The sequence below is a fragment of the Aquirufa originis genome (assembly GCF_042714495.1).
Taxonomy (GTDB): Bacteria; Bacteroidota; Bacteroidia; order Cytophagales; family Spirosomataceae; genus Aquirufa; species Aquirufa originis.
In genome coordinates, this window is sequence record NZ_JBBKXY010000003.1 from 428,095 (window position 1) to 450,585 (window position 22,491).

General features: G+C 39.3%; 10 protein-coding genes. 5 read left to right on the plus strand and 5 right to left on the minus strand.

The window, feature by feature from the left end:
- Positions 1 to 43 precede the first annotated feature (43 nt).
- On the plus strand, positions 44 to 1,393 hold the full coding sequence (locus SKC35_RS10290; protein ID WP_377979283.1) for a 3-oxoacid CoA-transferase: 1,350 nt from the start codon (positions 44 to 46) through the stop codon (positions 1,391 to 1,393).
- On the opposite strand, the gene SKC35_RS10295 is transcribed toward SKC35_RS10290, so the two are convergent.
- The gene (locus tag SKC35_RS10295; RefSeq protein WP_377979284.1) at positions 1,390 to 2,784 is read right to left on the minus strand and encodes a Gfo/Idh/MocA family oxidoreductase; all 1,395 of its coding nucleotides are present in this window, start codon (positions 2,782 to 2,784) and stop codon (positions 1,390 to 1,392) included. The genes SKC35_RS10290 and SKC35_RS10295 overlap by 4 nt on opposite strands.
- A gap of 185 nt (positions 2,785 to 2,969) precedes the next feature.
- A complete protein-coding gene (locus SKC35_RS10300) occupies positions 2,970 to 4,016 on the minus strand; it encodes a helix-turn-helix transcriptional regulator (RefSeq protein ID WP_377979285.1) in 1,047 nt (348 codons plus the stop codon).
- Positions 4,017 to 4,102: 86 nt separating this feature from the next.
- Between SKC35_RS10300 and SKC35_RS10305 the strand changes: the two genes are divergently transcribed.
- The 4 genes from SKC35_RS10305 to SKC35_RS10320 all read left to right on the plus strand — a co-directional run bounded on the left by SKC35_RS10305 (position 4,103) and on the right by SKC35_RS10320 (position 8,721).
- Positions 4,103 to 4,375 carry a hypothetical protein gene (locus SKC35_RS10305; RefSeq protein ID WP_252624131.1) on the plus strand — a complete coding sequence of 91 codons (273 nt, stop codon included), beginning with the start codon at positions 4,103 to 4,105 and terminating at the stop codon, positions 4,373 to 4,375.
- A gap of 148 nt (positions 4,376 to 4,523) precedes the next feature.
- Complete coding sequence (locus SKC35_RS10310) at positions 4,524 to 5,075, plus strand: hypothetical protein (RefSeq protein ID WP_377979286.1); 552 nt, start codon at positions 4,524 to 4,526, stop codon at positions 5,073 to 5,075.
- Positions 5,056 to 5,853 (plus strand): DUF4384 domain-containing protein, encoded by a 798-nt coding sequence (locus tag SKC35_RS10315; RefSeq protein ID WP_377979287.1) that lies wholly within the window; start codon positions 5,056 to 5,058, stop codon positions 5,851 to 5,853. Before SKC35_RS10310 ends, SKC35_RS10315 begins: the two co-directional genes overlap by 20 nt.
- 3 nt (positions 5,854 to 5,856) lie before the next feature.
- Positions 5,857 to 8,721 carry a caspase family protein gene (locus tag SKC35_RS10320; protein WP_377979288.1) on the plus strand — a complete coding sequence of 955 codons (2,865 nt, stop codon included), beginning with the start codon at positions 5,857 to 5,859 and terminating at the stop codon, positions 8,719 to 8,721.
- Between the two features lie 45 nt (positions 8,722 to 8,766).
- Here SKC35_RS10320 and SKC35_RS10325 read toward each other — a convergent pair whose 3' ends face one another.
- The 3 genes from SKC35_RS10325 to SKC35_RS10335 all read right to left on the minus strand — a co-directional run bounded on the left by SKC35_RS10325 (position 8,767) and on the right by SKC35_RS10335 (position 22,488).
- Positions 8,767 to 9,648 carry a PorP/SprF family type IX secretion system membrane protein gene (locus tag SKC35_RS10325; RefSeq protein WP_377979289.1) on the minus strand — a complete coding sequence of 294 codons (882 nt, stop codon included), beginning with the start codon at positions 9,646 to 9,648 and terminating at the stop codon, positions 8,767 to 8,769.
- A 1-nt stretch (position 9,649) separates the two neighbouring features.
- Positions 9,650 to 21,460 carry a putative Ig domain-containing protein gene (locus SKC35_RS10330; protein ID WP_377979290.1) on the minus strand — a complete coding sequence of 3,937 codons (11,811 nt, stop codon included), beginning with the start codon at positions 21,458 to 21,460 and terminating at the stop codon, positions 9,650 to 9,652.
- 116 nt (positions 21,461 to 21,576) lie between these two features.
- Entirely contained in the window at positions 21,577 to 22,488 is a 912-nt protein-coding gene (locus SKC35_RS10335; protein ID WP_377979291.1) for a bile acid:sodium symporter family protein, read from the minus strand.
- Between the last annotated feature and the right edge of the window lie 3 nt (positions 22,489 to 22,491).

Sequence of the window (22,491 nt, forward strand, 5' to 3'; positions counted from 1 at the left end):
TTAATCAGCTACAAGATAAGAATATTCTGTTTAATTTAACCCAATGAACAAGGTTTACGAATCGGCTTTTGAGGCTATTTTTGATGTTACATCGGGCTCCTCGATGTTTTTTGGCGGTTTTGGACTTACAGGAATTCCAGAAAATGCCATTGATGCCTTGCTTTCCACCCACCTAAATGAGATCACGTGTATTTCGAATGAGGCGGGTATCGAAGGCTTTGGGCTGGGTAAATTACTGGCGTCGCGAGCCATTAAAAAACTCATTTGCTCTTATGTGGGTGAAAATCACCTCTTAGAGGACTTGATTATTGAGGGACATCTGGCCGTGGAATTAGTTCCTCAGGGAACCTTAGCGGAACGCATTCGCTGCGGAGGCGCGGGGATTCCGGCCTTTTATACGCCAGCAGGCGTAGGAACAGAAGTGGCGGAAGGAAAAGAAGTGCGGGTTTTTGAAGGCAAAAAATACCTGTTAGAAACCGCTCTGACGGCTGATTATGCATTCATTAAAGCTTGGAAAGGCGACACCGAAGGCAACCTGATTTACAAAGGAACCTCTCGAAATTTCAATCCGGTGATGGCTCCAGCGGGAAAAATCACGATTGCCGAAGTAGAAGAACTAGTACCCGCGGGAACCTTAGATCCCAATGAAATCCATACCCCAGGCATTTATGTGCAGCGCATTTTTCAGGGATCAAACTATGTCAAACCCATTGAAAAATTCGGTGCCTTAGCTCATTCAGAAGATGAACAGAAGGAAATCATTGCCCGCCGTTTAGCGAAAGAAATCAAAGACGGAGATTATGTCAACCTTGGCATCGGTATTCCTACGCGGGTCTCGAATCATATTCCGCCAGGAATGAAAGTGATTTTGCAATCAGAAAATGGATTATTAGGCATTGGCACTTTAGCCGAACCTGGTCAAGAAGATCCCGATTTAATTAATGCGAGCAAGCGTCCAATTACAATTTTAAAGGGTGGTTCTCTATTTAGTTCCGCCGAAAGTTTTGCGATGATCCGTGGCAACCATATTGACGTGACGATTTTAGGGGGTATGCAGGTTTCTGAGCGCGGGGATTTAGCGAACTGGAAAGTGCCGGGCAAAATGGTCAAAGGGATGGGAGGGGCGATGGACCTCGTCGCTTCCGCAGATAGAGTCATTGTGGCGATGTTGCACCTGACCTCCGATGGAAAATCGAAATTAGTCTCTGCTTGTGATTTACCTTTAACCGGGGTGCGCTGTGTCACGCGAATCATTACTGATTTAGCCGTATTAGACATAAACCCCGAAGGCGGCTTTCTGTTGAAAGAGCGCGCCCACGGGGTTTCTATTGAACAAATCAAAGCGGCCACAGCTGGTAGATTAATCATCCCAGACGTGGTGCCTGAATTTTAGATTTTATAGTACTGCTCCCAACCTTTTCTTGGCGGCGCTCCCACTAAAAGAGAATTAGCCAGAGAGTTGTTGGTAATTTGTTTCGTCTTGCGATCGAATTGTAATTTCGTATTCAATTTTTGGGCCATCACACCTAGGGAGAACACTTGGCTTAAAGGACCTGCGATTTCGAACGGAGAACGCGTCTTTTCTTGACCCATACACGCTTTTAGGAAGTTTGCGTAGTGGTTTGAAGGACTAGCTTGAACTTCTGGTAATTTCAAATCCTTACCCGCATCGCCTAAAATCGAAAGCGTGCTTCCGTGTGATCCACCTTTGAACGTTAAATCCTTACTGTAAATAATCTTGCCTGGATTTAGTTTAGCTGGCTGGATTTTACCATTGCCTGCTGGTGGAATGTTCGGATCTAGTTCGTTCGTTCCGTAATTCGCAGGAACCGGAGGAATATTGTTCACCCCATCATACCACGTGATATCCATGGCTGGCATATTCTTACGCTCAGGGAATTTAAATTGAATAGTCGAAGACATCGGGTAGAAGAAATTATTGTGGCCATCTGCCCGTAGCATATTGATTTCTGTAGGTAAGCCTAAGTCCAAAAACTCATGCGCCGTATCCATAATATGAGCACCCCAGTCACCTAGCGCACCTAAACCATAGTCAAACCAGCAACGCCATTGACCGTTTACGAAATCTTTTTGGTACTCATGTGGTTGTACAACACCTTGCCAAATATCCCAATCTAAAGAAGAAGGAATCGCTTCAGCTGCCGGAAATTTGGTGATCTTTGGATCCCAGCTATGCCATCTACGTGGCGAATTCATGTGAGCCGTCATCGACGTCACATCCTTAATAATTCCTGCTTCTTTCCAAGCCTTGAATTGGAAGTAATTTCCTTCGGAGTGGCCTTGGTTACCCATTTGAGTGACTACTTTCGGGTGCTTGCGCGCCGCTGCCATCATCAATTCGATTTCATTAAAGGTACGCGCCATGGGTTTCTCCACAAACACGTGTTTGCCTAGACCCAGCGCCATCATCGTGATAGGGAAGTGAGAATGATCAGGAACACCGATGGAAACGGCCTCGATCTTCGATCCCATTTTGTCAAACATTTGACGGAAATCTTGGAAGCGAGGTACATCTGGGAATTTCTCTAACACTTTTAACGTTTGCGGTGCGCCCATGTCTACATCGCAAAGGGCGACAATATTGGCTAGGCCCGTGTTGTACAATGACATCACGTCTAAACCGCCTTGGTTACCGATACCGATACAAGCAAGATTGACTTTTTCACCGGAAAATTTCGATAGAATATTAGGGAAAGCTACTGCAGCTCCGATAAGGCCGGCGTTCTTTAGGAAATCCCGGCGTGAATTTTGTAGGTTGTTCATGTATAGGAAATAGGTTTGTAATTAAAAGCCAAAGACTTAGCTAAACTACTTGCCTCCTAAATCAAAAAAAAGATGAAAGAAAAATTCTTTCATCTTGATGCACACCAAACCACTAATTGATTTTGTAATAAGCGAAGGTAGGTCTATTTCTCGGTTATCAAATACCGGTCTATCAGATTATCAGTTTATTGATAAAGCGATACAGCAATGGCTAAATTTGCGCGCATCTTTTCTCGTAATTGTTCAGGCTCCACTACGTGTAATTCAGTGGAATAGCGCAGTAGAAAGTTTTCTAATTCTTGATTAATCTCTAATAATAATTCAACATGTAAGGCATCTACTGATTTTTGTGATGGGTGGATCGGGTATTTAGTGACATATTCTTTGATCCAAGAATCTTCTCGCAACTGAATGATGATTCGCTCAGCGGCCCCGGTACCTCTAAAAAGACCTAAGTTGTTTTTGAAAAAATCGGAAGGTTGAAAATCTGGGTGAATTCGGATTTTATAGTTCGTCTGAATTGGTCGAATAGATTCGATTCGATCTAAGGCAAAGAGCCTAAGTTTATCAAGCGAAATGCGTGTATGTAGGTCTGAAATCTCTTGGAACAATACATACCAGCCTGTATACCAACCATTGTTGTATTCCTTTATCAGCAAGGGGAGCCCGGTGACGGTTTTTGCTTTAGAGGTGGCGGTTAAACCTTTGTGCGATATTTCGATGAGTTGCTTCCCGGCAATGGCGTCTACTAGAAATTTAACGTGTTCAGATCCGGAGCGATCACCTTCGTTGATTAATTCGATAGCCGGCCAGTTCGCTAGTTCTTTGTGTTTTGTGAGGTTGTTTTCCAAAGAGATCGCCCGCAACTTATTCACAATTCCGTTTCCATTGCCCCCCGTAAACAAATGTTTGTTGAAATCGATGATGGACGCGATTTGGTCTAATTCCTTCTCGGAGAAAGAGGGGAAAGCGCTGATATCATCTCGAATATAATAGAACCGGTTCTCCGATTTTGAATACCGTATTAAATCGCCTTCCGTCTCTTCTAAACTAGGATAGCGTTCCGCTAGCTTTTCTTTCAACGCTTTTAGGTCGCGGCTGAAGCTGCGTTCGCTATAGCTGAGTTGGTCAAAATGTTCCGTGAAATAATCACTCACCGTTGCCGCGCGCAAAGGAAAAGTCTTTCGCAGAAATAAGTTATTCAGCTCTTTTAGGCGATCTGTCGTATTCATGTGGTACGAATCTAGTAAACTCTTAGTAAGTCGCCAACTTTTGGCGAACTATAAATGAAACTTTGCATCAACAAAACGATAACAACATGAAAAATATCAAATCATTACTCGTATTACCTTTCTTTTTCTACGCAACAGAAGGCTATTTAAAAGCTTTCAAAGTGGCTAAAGTAACGGGTTCCATTAAACTTTTTGTGATCACTAATTTCTTACTTTGCCTTGGATTAATTTTGGCAGACTTTCAGTTTTTCGGAAATTCTGATGTAGATGGATTGTATACGCAAGCGGTGTTAGCGGAAGTACTTTACTTAGCTGGAGGTGCGGGATTGAATTTGTTCTCGGAATTAGAGACGCGTTAGTTACCGCGCTCTGCTCAGTTTATTCATATTTAATAATGTTAAAAATCTATTTTAGGAGTGTTCTGCAAAATATAATACCGCTAAATAATTAGTGCTTTAGTTTAGTTTAATACATTCTTAAATTTATTTGAACCAAACATTTTTTAGAATGAAACTAATTTTTAAAATCTCATTTGTAGTTATTGCAGCTATGTTATTAAATAGCTGTGGTACAAAGTTACCTGCAGGGCAAAAAGAAGTTGAATTGCCGTGTTTTGAAGATAAATATACGTCCTCTAAAAAGGATTATATGGCTTCAGGAAAAGGAGTAAGTGTTGATCAAGTTACTTCCAGAAAAAAAGCATTAATGAATGCAAAAACAGAAATTGCGTCATTAATAAGATCTAATATTCGTTCTTTGACCGATGATTATTCGGTTTCACGAAGTGTTAATAATAAAGAAGAATTCAAGTCTAGATTTGAGTCTATTACTTCAGAAACAGTTGATGAAACTTTATCAGATATTAAGGTAGCATGTCAAACATTGGCTTTCGACAAGCGAACGGGACAATATAATACATATTTAGCTTTAGCAATTAGTAAGGAGGCATTGGCTACTTCAATTATGAATAAATTGTCTTCATCTGAGAAAAAAGAACTCGATCTTGATTATGATAAATTCAGAACATTATTAGACAAAGATGTTCCAACTAAAAAATAAAATAGCATTTCTGCTTTTTGTGTCAATTTCATTTAACCTGGTTTCTCAAAAAGAAGTCAGGTTAAATAATTTATCGGCATGTGCTGTATTACAACAAAATCAGACAATTGAAGAAGCTCGTAAATCGGCTATTTTTAATGTGAAATTATTAGCTCTTCAGGAAGCGGGCATAAGTGAGGTGATTACTGCCAATCAATTTTTTGACGTAAAAAAAGGATCTAGTTCTGATAAAGATGAATATTACGAATCGACTTTTGCAGATCTAAAAGGTGAAATTTCGAAATTTACAATTCGATCTTTTGATCAATCTGTGGGTGAAACTGGAGAAGTAAATATATGTGTTCGAGCTGATATAAGTGTGATGAAATTTGATGTTGAACCTTTAGGTAAAACAAATCTTTTAGTAGAAGGATTAAGCTCTCGATATAAAAATGGAGATCCAATTTTTGTTAAAATCAGCTCACCTAATCCAGTATATTACTGGGTATTTTTAATTGATGGCGATGGTAAATATTCCTTGTTGTACCCATTTAATAATCAGCAGTCTAATTTTATAGAAAGTAATAAAATAATTTCATTGCCAGAAAAGTCATTTAACTGGAATGTTACCACATCTAATAAAGAAGGAGAGAAAAATGGATTGTTATTTGTCTCTTATCCCCAAAATGTTTCGATTTCAACTCAACAAATAACCGATTTTAATTCGTGGGCGAGTTGGTATAATCAATTAGATTATACAAAGCGTTCTAAGCAAATTAAGAATTTTTTAATTTTTTAATCTATGAGATTATTTTTTACAGGCTTAGTTTTTTTTATAAATGTTACCATTGTTTTTTCACAAGAAAAAGCTCTTGAATACAAAATAGGCGCCTCTATTTTGAATCAATCTAATAATGGCTATAGAATATTTTTTGGGACTCCTAAAGGTGTATACTACTATAACAAACTAGCTGTTGAAACTTCAACATTACCATTTATTAAAGTTTCACCCCTAGGAGGAGAAACTTTAATGATATTGGACAAGAAATTAGCCATTTATGATAATTGGAATTTTTTAATGTCACATGAGAATAAAAATAATATAAAGGATATTCAAGTAAAAAGAATTCTATCAAATAAATACGGAGATAAGTATTTTGTGATTTCAGTGGATGGCTCTTTATATGAGACTGAAATATTGAAAGGGAATATAAAATTGATTAAAAAGGAATTGCCACATTTTGTTACTGACGGTGAATGGAATAATAACTTAGAAAAATTAATATTATCTGATGAATATTATATCTATTACTACAATCCAAGCACTGGTGATGTTTCTGAGCGAGTAAAGTTGTCATCTGGTATAACCTCAATAAAAGCAGATAGTAAAAATTTTGAAGTATTTGTTGGTCTTACTAATGGACAGTTAGTCATTTACAATCAAGACTTGACTAAAGTTAAACAAGCACTTCAAATTTCAAAGTCTTCAATCACAGGAATTGAGTTAGATCCTTTAGATCACTATGCATATATCGGTGATGAAGACGGTTTTGTTTATACCTTGGATTTATTAAAGAATAGAATTATTAACTCTCAGGAACTTCATACTGGTTCTGTATCTGTAGGCATGATTGATGACTTACTGAACACTAAAAGGTATATTGTTACTTCTGGTAATGATTCTAAAATTTTAATTTCTGAAGTGACTAATTTAGAGCCGAATTATAAAAGAATTGTAAGCCAGATGGTTGAAGAGAGAAAGAATCAATTTATAAAGCAAAAAAATGGTGAAAAAGCAGTCGATTACGATAATCGAGTAACAAGTTTGAGTGTCAAAAATATTGTAGAAAAAAACACTATTTTACTGGTTGATAGCCTTGCTCAATTAAAATCATCAAATATCTATAATTTTGCAATTATCAATGATAGTCTTTCTGTTAGTCTAAAGCCTTTCCCAACAGTTAAATTTAAATTACTTAAGCCAGTTGATTCAAAGGAAGAGTTAAGTATTCAATCAATTCATTTTTCACTTGAAAAAGATAATACTTTTGCCGTAAGCGATTTAGAAATTAATTCAAAAGGCGGTACCATTCGGTATAGTGCTGATAAACGGAAAATGGGGGTATTTGAACAGGAGTTCTCTCTTGAAATGGCAAAAAAAATTGCCTCCAAAGAAAAAGAATTTAAAAATAGTTTATCTGAATTAGTGAATAATTTGCGTTCTAAAGGTAAACTTAATGACGTTGAATTGACAGTGGAAGCTAATTTGAAAGTTGAAAAGGATTCATTAGGACAAGATGAATTAAATCTTCACGTAGTTTTTTTATCACAAGGAATTAAGGCTAATATTGAAAAGGAAACAGCAGATTACAAGGCAGGTAAATACGATATTTTTGAATCAGTTGCTGCTACCACATTGGTTGATTTTTTTGTAAAATCAACTACGGAAAAATTAGGCGAGTATTTATTGCCCAATACTAAAGTTACTTTTAATCTTACAGGTTCAACTGATAAATCTAAAATTAACAATGCTTTGCCATATGGTAATGAATACGGTCCATTTAAGAATTTTCCATATTATTTTCAAGGCCAATTATCTGGTTTGAATTTAAATCAAGAAGCTGGAATTACCCTAAATAGCCAATTAGGGTTTTTGAGAACATATTCTGTTAGGAATTTTATGGAAAATTCAGCTGATGTATTTGAGGGTACCCGTAAGAAATATGTTCATTTTTCTGAAGAGTCTGATCAATTTGGACCCGAATATAGAAAAATTAAAATTGAGATGATTATTCATAAAATCATTGAATTGAAAAAGGGCTTGACTGATGTTAATTCCTTGGATAAAAATAAAGATAAATCTTTGAGTGATGTTGACATAAATATTCCTGTTGGAAATAAAAGTGATGGTTATGCTTTGGTGATTGGAAATGAAGATTATTCGTCTTTTCAACCTAATTTGTCTGCTGAAAGTAATGTGCCTTATGCGATTAGAGACGGCGAAACTTTTGCTAATTATTTGACGCAAATGTTTGGATTTGAAAAGGCTAATGTTGAGTTTTTAAGAAATGCCACCTATGGTACAATGAATCAGGCTATTTCACGTCTTGAAAGATTGATGGAAATTGATGGAAAGGATAAAGAAATTGTAATTTATTATTCTGGACACGGAATGCCAGATGAAAAAACAAAAGAACCCTATTTAATACCTATAGATATTAGTGGAAATAATGTCAATCAGGGTATTTCATTGAAGAGTTTAATGTCAAGATTATCTGCTAAACCACACGGTAAAATTACCTTAGTAATTGATGCTTGCTTTAGCGGTTTGGGGAAAGTGGAACCTATCTCTACAGTAAAAGGTATTTCGGTAACACCTGTTAATCCTGAATTAGGAGCAAATATGATTCTAATTAGCTCTAGTTCAGGAAATGAAAGTTCAGTTATTGACGATCAAAATCAACATGGGTTATTTACTTATCATTTGTTAAAACGATTGCAAGAGAGTAAAGGAGATATTTCGATAGATTCGCTATTTAATTTAATTAGAAAAGATGTTGCATTAAGTGCGATTAAAAAATTAAATAAAATTCAGACACCTTCAATACTTCTTGGAAAGGAAATTGAATTGAAGTTTAAGACACTACCATTGTTTGGAAAAAAGTAATTCAAAATAAAATATTGAATGTGATATATAAATTTCAGTTTGATATTATTGTCTCTCAAACTGAAATTTTAATACGAATTCATGTGTCTGATTAGTCACATTAGAGATCGTATTGATAGGTATTTCATATTGATAGCCTAGGTAGACAGTAGGGCTGAATTGAATGCCTAGATTAAAACCGATAGCATTTTGATTACGATAGCTAAAACCGACATCTAGCAAGTTGTTTAATCCAGCAGTCAAATTAACATCATAGCTTAGTGGCAAATCTTGCGCTACACGAACGACTGCATTACTAGATAAAGAAATGTTTTCATTGACTACTTGTTTCTTACCTACCATTCCATAAAAGAACGAGGCATCTTTGTACTTTCCTGTTTGTAAACCAAAATCATTCCAAAGCATTCTAGGTTGTGAAATAGCTACATAGAATCGATCTGACTTAGCCAATCGGATACCCCAGCCTGAATTTACTTGAAGTCCTGTTGAATAGTTTTGATTAAACATTTCATCATTTCTATCTAGCAAACTTACACCATCAAAGTCTAATTTTAAATTAGTAACCCCTATCCTAATAGCTCCTGAAAAGGCCCAATTATTGTTCATTGGAATGTGATAAGCCAAATCTCCATTAATAGAAGTTGCCTTTATCGGTCCTAATTGATCAAGAAAGGAAGTGAATCCTACTCCTATCTTTTCGCCTATATTAAAGTTGCCTAAGAAGGCGGTTGTCATAGGCGTGCCAGGCATTGTTATCCATTGGTTCCTATTTACTATGATGACTTCATTTTTTTCAGATGCACCCACAAAGGTTGGATTGAGAATTTGTGGGTAAAGGCGAACAAGAGAAAATACAGGGTCTGTTTGGCCCCAAACTTTGGCAGAGCACATGAGCAATAAACAATAAACGAGAACCCGAATTTTCATCCTATTTCTTTAATCTATTGATGTAAATATAAGTAGAGACTGTAGGAATTTTTCCATTGTAGTCTAAAATATAATAATAAACCCCATCTGGTAGTAATCCGTCTCCTTTAAATAAGATATTCGATTGATTGGTTTCTCCACCCCAATTGTTTTGGTAGTCTTTCGTTTCAAATACTAGATTTCCTATTCGGTCAAAGACAGATAATGTGTTAGGAGTCGTCCGCATTACACCTGGGATAATTAAATAATCATTTCGTCCATCACCATTAGGGGATATACCCTGGAAGGCTACGTAATCACATTTATCTGGATCTATTCGGTTATCAATTCCGTCATGATCACAATCGATTACAGCTCCAAAATTGATGTCATTCTCCCACTTGTCTATCACCTCATCACCATCCGAATCTTCATCATTATAATCTGGTTTTCCATCTTTGTCTGTATCGACTGGCTTATCTCTATTTCCACCAATTTCCACAATATCGGTATACCCATCTTGATCCGTATCATAATTGATATCCTCTAAGACCGTGATGACCGTAGAATCAATACCTGGACCTGTCGAGTTCGTCGCCGTGATAATATACGTTCTTGGTTTTGCTGGCCAGGTAGGTGTACCTGAAATTAAACCTGTCAGTGTATTAAATGATAAACCTGGAGGTAATAGTGAGTCGATGCTCATTTTGTCTACAATACCTACAATTTTAGGTTTGAAGCTCACCGGAACCCCTTGTTTGAATACACCTGTGGCAGGGTAATCAATTTCAGGGAAGGCAATTAGTACCTCAATTTTAACAATAAAGGTGGCAAATCCAGTTAAGTTAGATGCCGTAATCAGATAGTCAATAGGCCCCTGGGCTTTCGTAGGAGTGCCTGTAATAATACCTGTCACAGGGTTGATGACAAGTCCAGCAGGTAGCGGTTTATCTACAACATACGAGGTAGGAACACCAATTACCGTAGGCGTTAATGGAGTTATAATTTTCTTCTCAATATACGTTTGAGGAGTAATGTAGCTCAAGTTACTTGGTTTTGCTACCACAGAGGCTAATTGTACCGTGGTAGTGTTAGAACCTGTACTGTTGGAAATCGTTACCACATACGTCGTCGGAGGCATTAAAAGGGTAGGATTGCCACTTATTATACCGGTTAATGGATCGATGGTTAAACCAGTAGGAAGAGGTTTGTCTAAAGTGACCGAACTAATGATACCCTTCGTAATCGGTACTAAAGGTGTATTCGCTTGATCTGGATAGAACAAGTTAACATTCGTGTAAGCAGGATTCATATTCGCTCCTAGTATTGGATTAGGATAGAATATTTTAGGTTTAGCAATAAGTACTGTAATGATTAACCGAGCTCTAGTTGATCCTGTTGTATTCGTTGCAGTAACCCAATACTCTGTTCTTCGTATCGCTAAAATAGGAGTGCCTGAGATGATACCCGTTCTCGGATCTAATGTCAGACCAGCAGGTAAAGGTTTATCAATCGTATAGGTATCCACTTGACCCTTAACGGTAGGCGATAAAGGAGTGATGGTCACCTCTTCCTCATAAATTACCGGGGTCTCATATTTTAGATTTTTTGGCGGTGCTACTAGTACCGTTAATTCTAAAACTTGTGTCGCACTTCCTGTGGTATTCGTTCCCGTAATTAAATAGTTTGTCTTAGGTGAAACTACGGTAGGTAGACCACTAATAACCCCTGTTAGGGTATTGAAAGCTAATCCAGCTGGTAACGGTTTGTCAATGCTATAATAGTTAATCGGCCCAATACCTGTAATAACTGGAACGATATCTGGAATAGCCGTGGTATCTTGAACTAAAACACGTGGTGCATAGAAGAATCTAGGTGGAGGGTAAACCACGCTAATAGACGTACTAGTTGAGGTAGGGCCTGTACTATTTCTGGCTGTTATTGTATAGATAGTCGCCGGACTTAATACGGATGGAGTACCACTAATGACACCAGAAGGACTAGCTATGGAAATGCCAGTAGGTAGCGGAGTATTGATAGTGATTAGATCTATTATACCTCGGGTAACTGGTGTCAAAGCTGGATTAATTGGGTCGCCTAAATAGAAGACATTTACTGGTGTATAGTTGATTTTAGGATGAGCAATCAACACGGTAATAGTGACCGTAAAGCTTGTACTTCCTGTGGTATTCATAGCCGTCATCGTATAAACAGTTGCTGGGCTCGCTAAAGTAGGAGTTCCGCTAATAATACCTGTTGTCGGATTCAATGTTAATCCAGCTGGTAATGGTTTATTGATGGTATATGTTACTACCGTGCCAGTGACTGTAGGTGTCAAAGGAGTAATGGTAACTTCCTCTTCAAATACATTTGGAGTTGTATAAACTAGATTTTTAGGCGGTGCAATTAATACTGTAATATCTACTTGAGTAGAAGTAGTTCCTGTCGTATTCGTGGCTGAAATAATGTAGGTTTCTTTTCCACCGTAAACAGTAGGTGTACCTGAAATAACACCGGTTAATGGATTGAAGTTTAATCCAGTAGGTAAAGGTTTGTCGATAGAATATAAACTAACAAAACCATCTACAGTAGGGGACAAAGGAGTAATTGCATCATCCTGAACAAATACATTAGGTGTTGTATAACTTAAGTTTGATGGTGGTGGAATGACCACTGCAATATCCACCGCCTTAGTAGAAGTACCTGTACTATTTGTAGCGGTAAAAATGTAGTTCGTATTTGTACTTAAGGTAGTAGGTGTACCGCTTAATATACCTGTAATTGGATTTAAAATTAATCCGGCTGGCAATGGTCGATCTACCGTATAGGTAGCCACCGTATTGCTGACCGTAGGCACAATAGGAGCTATCGGTTTATTTTGATAGAAGATTAAAGGTGTAGGATAATTCAAATTCCGCGGTCTTGCGATCAACACAGTAATACTAGTTTGTGCAGTTGTTCCACCTGTGCTATTCGATGCTCTAATGGTATAGGAAGTGGCAGGATTTGCCAAAATAGGTGTTCCACTAATCACACCAGTAGATGGGTTGAGCGATAAACCAGCAGGTAATGGGCGATCGATAGTATATGAGGTAACTGTTCCTAGTACACTTGGACTAATCGGAGTGATCGCAACAGCCTCTTCAAAGATGTGCGGGCTTGGATAAAACAAGTTCTTAGGAGGCGCAATTAATACCGTGATTTGAATCGCTTTTGAAGTACTTCCTGTTGAATTCGTTGCTGTAATTGTGTACGTAATTGGACCTGTAAATACGGTAGGTGTTCCAGAAATAATACCAGTAGTTGGGTCAAAATTTAGCCCGGCAGGAAGCGCTCTGTCGATTGAATATTGAGCCACCGTCTCTTCTACAGTAGGTACTAATGGAGTAATGATTTCATCCTGCGTAAATATATTTGGTGTGGTATATTGCAAGTTAGCTGGTGGTGGGATAACCACAGATATATCTACCGCTTTCGATGATGATCCCGTACTATTCGTAGCCGTTATGATGTAATTCGTATTTGTACTTAAGACCGAGGGTGTACCACTAATAATACCTGTAGATGGATTCAACGTTAACCCTGCTGGTAAAGGTCTATCCACAGAATAAGCCGCGACCGTATTCGTAACCGTTGGAACAATGCTACTAATCGGTTTATTTAAGTAGAATACAAGTGGAGTAGGGTAATTTAAATTTAATGGTCTCGCAATTAATACAGTGAAGTTAACGGTTGTCGAAACCGTACCTGTCGAGTTGCTTGCAGTGATGGTATAATTTGTGGCTGGTCTTGCCAAAGTAGGCGTACCAGAAATCACTCCATTCGTCGTATTTAAGATAATTCCAGGAGGTAAGCTAGGACTTACACTATAACTTGAAACGATCCCTGTAACGGTAGGGTTTAGGACTGGGTTGATAGAGACGCCCTCTTCATAAACTTGAGGGGTTGCATAACTCAGGCCAGTCGGAGGTGGAATTAAAACGGTAATAGCAATTGTTGTAGACGTAGAACCCGCAATATTGGTTGCCGTAATCGTGTAGTTATCTGTTGGTTTTGCGACAGTAGGAGTACCTGAAATCTGGCCAGTTGTTTGATCGAAAATCAATCCTTCCGGTAATGGCTTGTTTAGTGTGTAAATAGCCACTGTTCCAGTCACTGTAGGGTTAATTGCCGTGATAGGAGCACCTGTGTAATAGATACCTGGGTTTGGATAGCTCAAACTATTTGGCGGAGGCATCGTTACGGTAATATCTAAATTCGCAGAGCTAGTACCCGTCGAGTTAGTGGCTGTAATCGTATAAGTAGTCCTTGTAGATTGTACAGATGGAGTACCAGAAATTAAACCAGTCGAAGTATTAAAGTTTAATCCTGCCGGTAATGGTTGGCTAATAAAATAGGACGTTACAACACCTGATACGGTAGGAGACAAAGGAGTGATTGGTATTGTCTCGTAGTATAATTGTGGTGTTTGATAATTTAAGTTTCGGGGTCTAGCAATCAGAACCGTGATATCAATTGTTGTTGTTGCAAACCCTGTTGAGTTGGTAGCAGTAACAGTATAAATCGTTGATGGTTTTGCTAAACTAGGTGTACCTGCAATAATACCTGTCGTATTATTCATGGTTAATCCTGCCGGTAAGGCGGGAGTGATCGTATAAGAAGAAACCGTTCCCGTGATGGTAGGGACTAATTGTGGAATTGCAATTTGTTCTTCATACACCTGCGGTGTTGGATAAGAGAAACTTCTTGGTCTTGCAATTAATACAGTAATTGTAATCGGAGATGATGAAGATCCGGTTGTATTTGTCGCTGTGATAATGTACGTATCTACTGGTGCTGCCTGGGTAGGAGTACCTGTAATTTGTCCATTGCTTTGATCTATGGAAAGTCCTGCAGGAAGTGGATGATCCACTGTGAATGCAGCCACATTACCTGTATACGTAGGGGTAACCGGTGTGATCAATTCATTTGCCACAAACACATGTGGACTAGGGTAGGTCAGGTTCCTAGGTGGGGCAATTTTGATTTCAATGGAAGCGTTTGCCGTAATAGAACCCGTGGAGTTTTGTGCCGTAACCGTATAGGAAACAGGAGCACTAAGTGCGGTAGGTGTTCCTGAAATTTGGCCATTATTTACATTGAAATTCAGTCCTGCAGGTAAATTAGGGCTTATAGCCCAAGTGCTTACCGCTCCCACAACGGATGGGATTAAAGGCGTGATGGCTTCATCCTTATAGTATACATTTGGACTGTTATACTGAAGATTTCTCGGCGGAGCAATGAGTGTCTCTAAGTTTACTGTACTCGAAGTCGTGCCCGTCGTATTAGTCGCTGTGATAGTATAAGTCGTCATCGTACTTACACCGGAAGGCGTACCTGAAATAATTCCAGAACTGGGGTTGATTGATAAACCAGTTGGCAAAGGTTTGTCTATCGTGTAGCCCGCCACAAATCCAGTTACAGACGGAGATAAGGTAGTATAATCCCCTACATATAAGGTTCTAGGAGTAGGGTAAGTTAAATTAGATGGTGGCGGTATCAGTACCGTAATATTTATCGTAGCACTTGATGTACCAGATGAATTTGTTGCACTAATCGTGTACGTATCACTCACTTTAACTTGTGTAGGAGTACCACTAATAATACCTGTCAAAGAATTTAAATCTAATCCTGTAGGCAACGGTTTGTTGATGGTATATAAACTAACAATACCGGTTACTGCTGGATTTACAGGAGCTATAGAAACGTTTTGAATATATACTTGTGGACTTGCATACGAGATAACAGGTAACGGAATGATCACTGAAATGGATACCTGAGTAGAGATGCTACCTGTAGAATTCGTGGCCGTTATCGTATAAAGTGTAGGAGAAATTAATTGAGTAGGCGTACCCGTAATCGAACCTGTGGCAGTGTCAAAAGTTAAACCCGTAGGAAGACTAGTATTAATTGAATAAGACGTGACAGTCCCCGTAACAGTAGGCAATAATGGGCTGATAGTTACCCCCTGTGTATAGACTTTAGGTGTAGGATAACTCAATGCAGATGGAGCTGGAATTAACACTTGAATCGTTGCTGTGAACGAAGTTGATCCTGTTGAATTCGTAGCCGTAAAGGTATACGTAGCAGCTGGACTAACTGCCGTAGGTGTACCAATAATGGCTCCCGTTGCTGGATTCAATGTTAATCCAGTGGGTAGCGGAGTGTCCACAGAATAAGAGCTAACAGTGCCGGTTACGGTAGGTGTAATCGTGCCAATATTCGTTCCCACATAAAACGTAAGAGGAATAGTGTAAGCTAAATTCTTGGGAGGAGAAATTAATACAGTGATCCCAAAAGTAGTGGTCATCGAACTGGTCGAGTTCTCAGCTCTTATGGTATAGTTTGTTAATGGACTTGCCAAAGTAGGGATACCCGTTATTACCCCAGTCGCAGGATTAATGGTTAATCCTGCTGGCAAAGCAGTTCCAATAACGGCATACTGACTCACATTTCCTGTCACCGTAGGGGAGATAGGAGTTATGTTCGCGAGTTGAGTTAACGTATAAGGTCCACCATAGTTCAAGTTTCTTGGCGGAGGCTGAACTACGGAAATTGTCAAAATTCTCGTCACTGATCCGGTGCTATTAGCCGCGGTAATGGTGTATTGTGTCGGACCTTGTAAGGTGGTAGGTGTTCCCGTAATGACGCCAGTCAAAGGATCCATGGCAAGTCCTGCAGGTAAGGTAGGCGTAACCGTATAGCTGCTTACTGAATTTGTTACGGTAGGACTTAATGGTGTCATTGGGTCCCCTTGTATTAAAATAACCGATGAAGTATAGGTTAAATTAACAGGTGGAGGAATAACAATATTTAGCGTTACCGTAGTAGTAACGGAACCTGTGGAATTGTTTGCGCTAATTATAAATGAGGCAGGAGGCGCAATTTGTGTAGGCGTTCCAGAGATGATACCAGTACTTGTACTAAAGTTCAATCCTGCAGGCAGCGGTGTATTAATACTATAAGATGTAACGGTTCCTGATACACTTGGGGTTAAGCTTGGTGAGATCGGTTGGTTAACAATATAATAGGGAGCTACCGTATAAGACAGGTTATAAGGAGCTCTAATATTTACCGTCATGGTAAAACTAGCACTCATCGCCCCTGTTGAATTAGAAGCCCGAATAGTATACGTAGTCGCAGGACTAGCAACCGTTGGAGTTCCAGTGATTTCCCCTGTGGTCGTATTAAGGGTTAATCCAGCAGGCAAAGCAGGCCCCGTATTTGTGTATAACGCAACTGTTCCAGCAACACTAGGTACGATAGGGGTAATTGGTGTATTTTGGATATGGGTATAAGGCCCACCATAATTTAAATTTCTAGGTGGCGGAATAACAACAGAAAGAGTTAATACACCCGATGCGCTTCCAGAGCTATTGGATGCTGTTAAGGTATAGTTAATAGGTCCTTGTAATACGGTAGGTGTACCCGTAATGGCTCCAGTACCTGCATCTATAGCTAAGCCAGCTGGTAGCGTTGGACTTACTGTCCAGCTACTAACGGTACCCGTAGCTGTAGGAATAATGGGGTCCATCAAATCCCCTTGAATTAATATCTTTGAACCCGGTGTAATTTGAGGGGTGCCTGGTAATGGAATAACCACTTCTAAATCTACAGACGCCGTAGCAGAACCGGTGGAGTTCGTGGCAGTGATCACATAGGTAGATCGCGGCGTAGGGGTTGTAGGGGTACCCGTAATGATACCTGTACCTGAATTAATAGATAATCCGGCTGGTAATGGGGTGGTGGCAGTAAAGCTAGCAACGGTACCTGAATAAGTAGGTACTAAGCTCGGAATAGCCGTTCCTACATAGTATCGACTGGGTGTCGGATAACTGAAATTATACGGTGCTTCAATTTTAATCGTTAATTGGAATGTAGCATCCATATAACCACTCGAATTCGATGCTCGAACGGTGTAAGTCGTAATTCCACTTGCAATTGTAGGTGTTCCAGAGATTACCCCAGTAGCTGCATTAATACTTAAACCAGCAGGTAAAGGAGTTCCCGTAATAACAAATGAAGTGATATTGCCAGAATAGGTAGGAACAATAGGCGTAAGGGGAGAATTTTGAATTCCCACGTGTGGTCCTCCATAGTTTAGATTTCTAGGTGGAGCAGGAATGACCGACATCGTAACAGTTGCAGACGAACTTCCTGAACTATTATTCGCAGAAATAGTGTAAACTATTGGATTTTGTAAAACCGTAGGAGTGCCAGAGATTATCCCTGTTCCAGGATCCATAGTAAGTCCAGTTGGAATAGTAGGACTTATTGTCCAGCTACTTATGGTACCAGTAGCAGTAGGACCAAATGGTGTAATAAGGTCTCCTTGATAGAAAATTTTAGTTGTCTGCGGAATAGTAGGTATTCCCGGTAATGGAATAACCACTTCTAAATCTACAGAGGCAGTAGCCGACCCCGTGGAATTGGTTGCGGTAATGACGTAGGTTGTTCTAGGCGAAGTTGTAGTAGGTGTTCCTGTGATTACCCCGGTAGTTGGATTTAAATTTAATCCATTAGGCAAAGGAATATTAGAAGTGAAACTAGCTACAGTTCCTGAATATGTTGGTATCAGAGAGGCAATAGGTGTTCCTACATAATATCTACTCGGGTTTACATAACTAAAATTATATGGGGCTTCAATTAATATAGTTAAATCAAAAGAGGCATCCATTGATCCTGTACTATTAGTTGCCCTAACTGTATATGTTGTTATAGCGCTTGCAACAGTAGGAGTTCCAGAAATGGTCCCGGTGGCGGTATTCAAGGTTAAGCCAGCAGGTAAAGGAGTTCCTATGATGGCATAAGTACTCACATTGCCAGATACTGAAGGTACAATAGGTGTTAGAGGAGAATTTTGAATTCCTACATATGGTCCTCCATAATTTAAATTTCTTGGTGGAGGTTGTACGACTGATATTGAAATAATTTTAGTCGTTGACCCCGTTGTGTTAGTCGCTGTTAAGGTATAATTCGTAGCAGCTTGTAAGGTGGTGGGTGTTCCAGTAATACTTCCTGTGGAAGAATTGAAGTTAAGACCTGTAGGTACCGTGGGGTTAATTGACCAAGAATCTACAATGCCTGTTGCGCTAGGAGTAACTGGAGACATGAGGTCCCCTTGAATCAATACTAGGTTATTAGGTGCTACAATACTTCTAGGGGCAGGAATAATTACCTGGAAGGTTATGGTTGCGTTAGTGGAACCGGTCGAATTTATAGCAGAAATTACATACGAAGACGTAGGTGTAACCGAAGTAGGAGTTCCCGTAATATAACCATTTGCTGTATTAAAGTTCAATCCAGCCGGCAATGGCGTATTAATGCTATAGGAAGTAACAATGCCGGTAACCGTTGGTCGAATTTCTGCGATTGCTGTACCAGTATAAAAAGTGGTTGGAACATTGTACACTAAATTAGTAGGCGCAGCAATTAAAACCGTCATACTAAATGTAGCGGTCATAGAACCAGTGGTATTCTCTGCTTTTATCGTGTAATTCGTCGCAGTACTAGCAATTGATGGCGTTCCGGTTATTATACCTGTAGATTGATTTAATGTCAAACCAGCAGGCAATGGTGTTCCCACCACGGAATAGGTATTAACGTTACCAGTTACACTTGGAATAATGGGGGTAATGCCTGTATTTTGAACAACTGTGTAGGGTCCATAATAATTTAAATTTCGAGGAGGAGGAGGAATAACCGAAATGGTTAAAACTCGAGATGCCGATCCTGTGGTATTTGTTGCCGTAATAGTATAGTTCAATGGACCTTGCAAAGTTGTAGGAGTCCCTGTGATTATCCCTGTCGAAGGGTCAATCGCTAATCCTACAGGAAGGCTTGGCGCAACAGTATAAGTGGCAACTGAGCCAGTAACAGTTGGATTTATGGGGTCCATTAAATCCCCTTGTATTAACGCCACAGATGAAGTATAGATCAGATTGCTTGGTGCAGGAATGGCAGTTTCTAGATATACCGTAGTTGATGTCGTACCAGTTGAATTTGATGCGGAAATGACATACGGTGATCTTGCTGTAACTGCTGTTGGAGTTCCCGTAATTACACCAGTTGTAGGATTGAGGGTTAATCCTGCTGGTAAAGGGGTATTGATAGTATAGCTAGTAACAACCCCTGTAACTGTTGGGCTAATTGTACCAACGGGTTGGTTAATGACGTATTTAGTGGCAGGACTGTAGCTAAGATTTTTAGGAGGTGCAATTAATACCGTAATGGCAAAATTAGTGGTAGTAGAGCTAGTCGAATTTGCTGCTCTAATTGTGTAAGTAGTAGTAGGTGTTACAACGGTAGGTGTACCAGTTATTTCCCCTGTTGTTGTATTGAGTGTTAATCCAGTAGGTAAGGCTGTACCTACTACTGAATAGGAATCCACTGTTCCTGCTACACTTGGATAAATAGTGGAAATAGGGGTGTTTTGAATGTAAGTGTAAGGACCTTGATAAGATAAAGATGAAGGAGGAGGAATTACAACTGAAATATTAACAGTAGTAGAAGCTGTTCCTGCCGCATTTCCCGCTGTAACAACATAATTGGTTGCTGGGTTTAATGCAGTGGGCGTTCCGTATATTTCACCAGTTGAAGTGCTAAAATTTAACCCTGGAGGCAATGATGATGGGTTTATGTTGAAATAGGTCACCTTGCCTACGAAAGTTGGGAATAAACTTACATAAGGCGGGTTTGCTGGATCAAGAATTATTTGATTTGGTGTAGTATATGAAACAGACGCTGGCGCTGCTAAAGATATATTTACATCAAAAGTAACTGGATTTGAAACACAATTATTAATTAAACTCTCAACTGTTAGCGAAAAATTATAAGTGCCTACTTGACCACTTGGAATTGGGAAATTCAGGGGTGTAGCTGAATTAATCGGAATAAATGGTTCTACATAATTAGAAAATCCGATTAAGGGATTTGGCGATCCAGCTGTGATGGTAGCCTTTAATGGATCTGGGTTGGGGGAAAATGGTACAGAGATAGAAGTAGCATTGGAGTTAATTGATGCAATAGTGCCAATAGCTAACGAGGGTAAAGAAAAATTTTGGTAAGTGATGCCATTGCTAAGTTCACTTTCAACCCCATTTATGGTTTGTGATGATTTATATACACCTGGAGTATTAATGGATAATGTTTGTCCTGTTTGTCCAGCGATTAAAGTCCCATCTTTATACCATTTAATGCCTGAAGTAGAATTTGTAGTAAGAGTTACAAATCCACCTGGGCAAACTTGAGCTATTCCATCATTTTCATAAATTTTATAAGTTAATTGGCCTGAATTGTTGCCAGGGTTGCTGTCAGAAAATGATACTGGTTTTTTTGCTGATCCTCCTCCTGCTCCTAAATAATATTCATATGTGTGATTAACATCATATGATAATGGAAAATTTGGCCTAGGAGGGCAACTATAAGCAGTTCCTGAGAGGGAGGATATGATATTCCAATTATCGGTACAGCTTGAAATTAATATACTTACAGGGCTAATATTTTGAGTATGATCATTGTTTTGAAACGCAGCATCTCTATCTTGAACACCAGCATTTTCAACACCATAGGTGCCCGACATAACTAATTTATATCGGCTAGTAGATTTAAATACAAAGGAAGTGGGTTGTGCATTAAATGTAGACTGGACAGATGTGAAGTCAATATTATCAATCGATTTCAAATTCCAACTTGATGTAGAGGTACTCCCCGAAATCATAGGTGCCGGAGGAGCTTGTGTAAAGCCCATCCAGGATATTGTAAGAAGTATAAAGAAAAGTAAATTTTTCTTCATTAGTGTTAATAGAACAGTTTATCCAATTTTAAAATTAAGTTTTTTAGTTTACTTAATGTGCACAATGATGCAATTGTTTTTTTTGTTAAAACTCTATTTTCCGCTTAATAAACGTTTTATTTTCCCTTCCAATAATTCGCCAGTGCAGAGCCATTAATGTTCATGACTGGGCCAAAAATTGCCGCCGGCAAGCCTAGTGTTCCCACTTTTCCCATGGCCATGGCCAGGCCTGATGCGAGTCCCGCGTTTTGGAGACCTACTTCGATGGCTATGGTTCTGCAATCTCTTTCTGGCAATCGACTTAAGCGCCCTCCCCAATAGCCCAGAATAAACCCGAACACATTGTGCAATAAACAAACTAACACTAACAACGGGCCTACGGCAACCAATGCATTTCTGCCATTAGCCGTGATAATAACTACAATCGCGCCTACACTCCACATCGAAATGGTGGGTAATGCTTTTTCAAACCATTGAAAGCGAGATCCCAGTAATCGATTATAAAGGACTCCCACTGCAATAGGGATGATGATTAATTTGCTGATTTCCCACACCATCGCCCATAAATCGATCTCAATTAATTGCCCTGCCAGGTTTTTCATGAGTAAAGGGGTAAGCAAAGGGGCTAAAAGCGTAGCTATTGACGTCAGGGTGAGTGATAAAGCTACATTGGCTTTGGCCAAATAGGACATCACATTAGAGGCCAAACCGCAAGGCATGCAACCTACTAGAATAATACCCGCTGCGATTTCTGCCGGAAATTGAAATACCTTAGTGAGGCCCCAACCCACGAAGGGCATAATGGTAAATTGAAAAAAGACCCCTAAAACCACGGCCTTAGGCGAACGGAGTACCTCCGCAAAATCACTCATTTTCATGGTGGACCCCATGCCAAACATAATGATTTGCAATAAGGGAATGATGAAAATTTTGAATTTCAAATCGCCGAAACCAATAAAGGGTTCAGGAAAAAGGAGCGTTATGATGACTGCAGCAATGATGCTGAACGTGAATAATAAACCTTTCATAGC

Excerpts from the sequence above, each read along its gene's own strand:
- SKC35_RS10290 (WP_377979283.1), top strand. The coding sequence starts at position 44 with ATGAACAAGGTTTACGAATCGGCTTTTGAGGCTATTTTTGATGTTACA.
- SKC35_RS10295 (WP_377979284.1), bottom strand. The coding sequence starts at position 2,784 with ATGAACAACCTACAAAATTCACGCCGGGATTTCCTAAAGAACGCCGGC.
- SKC35_RS10300 (WP_377979285.1), bottom strand. The coding sequence starts at position 4,016 with ATGAATACGACAGATCGCCTAAAAGAGCTGAATAACTTATTTCTGCGA.
- SKC35_RS10305 (WP_252624131.1), top strand. The coding sequence starts at position 4,103 with ATGAAAAATATCAAATCATTACTCGTATTACCTTTCTTTTTCTACGCA.
- SKC35_RS10310 (WP_377979286.1), top strand. The coding sequence starts at position 4,524 with ATGAAACTAATTTTTAAAATCTCATTTGTAGTTATTGCAGCTATGTTA.
- SKC35_RS10315 (WP_377979287.1), top strand. The coding sequence starts at position 5,056 with ATGTTCCAACTAAAAAATAAAATAGCATTTCTGCTTTTTGTGTCAATT.
- SKC35_RS10320 (WP_377979288.1), top strand. The coding sequence starts at position 5,857 with ATGAGATTATTTTTTACAGGCTTAGTTTTTTTTATAAATGTTACCATT.
- SKC35_RS10325 (WP_377979289.1), bottom strand. The coding sequence starts at position 9,648 with ATGAAAATTCGGGTTCTCGTTTATTGTTTATTGCTCATGTGCTCTGCC.
- SKC35_RS10330 (WP_377979290.1), bottom strand. The coding sequence starts at position 21,460 with ATGAAGAAAAATTTACTTTTCTTTATACTTCTTACAATATCCTGGATG.
- SKC35_RS10335 (WP_377979291.1), bottom strand. The coding sequence starts at position 22,488 with ATGAAAGGTTTATTATTCACGTTCAGCATCATTGCTGCAGTCATCATA.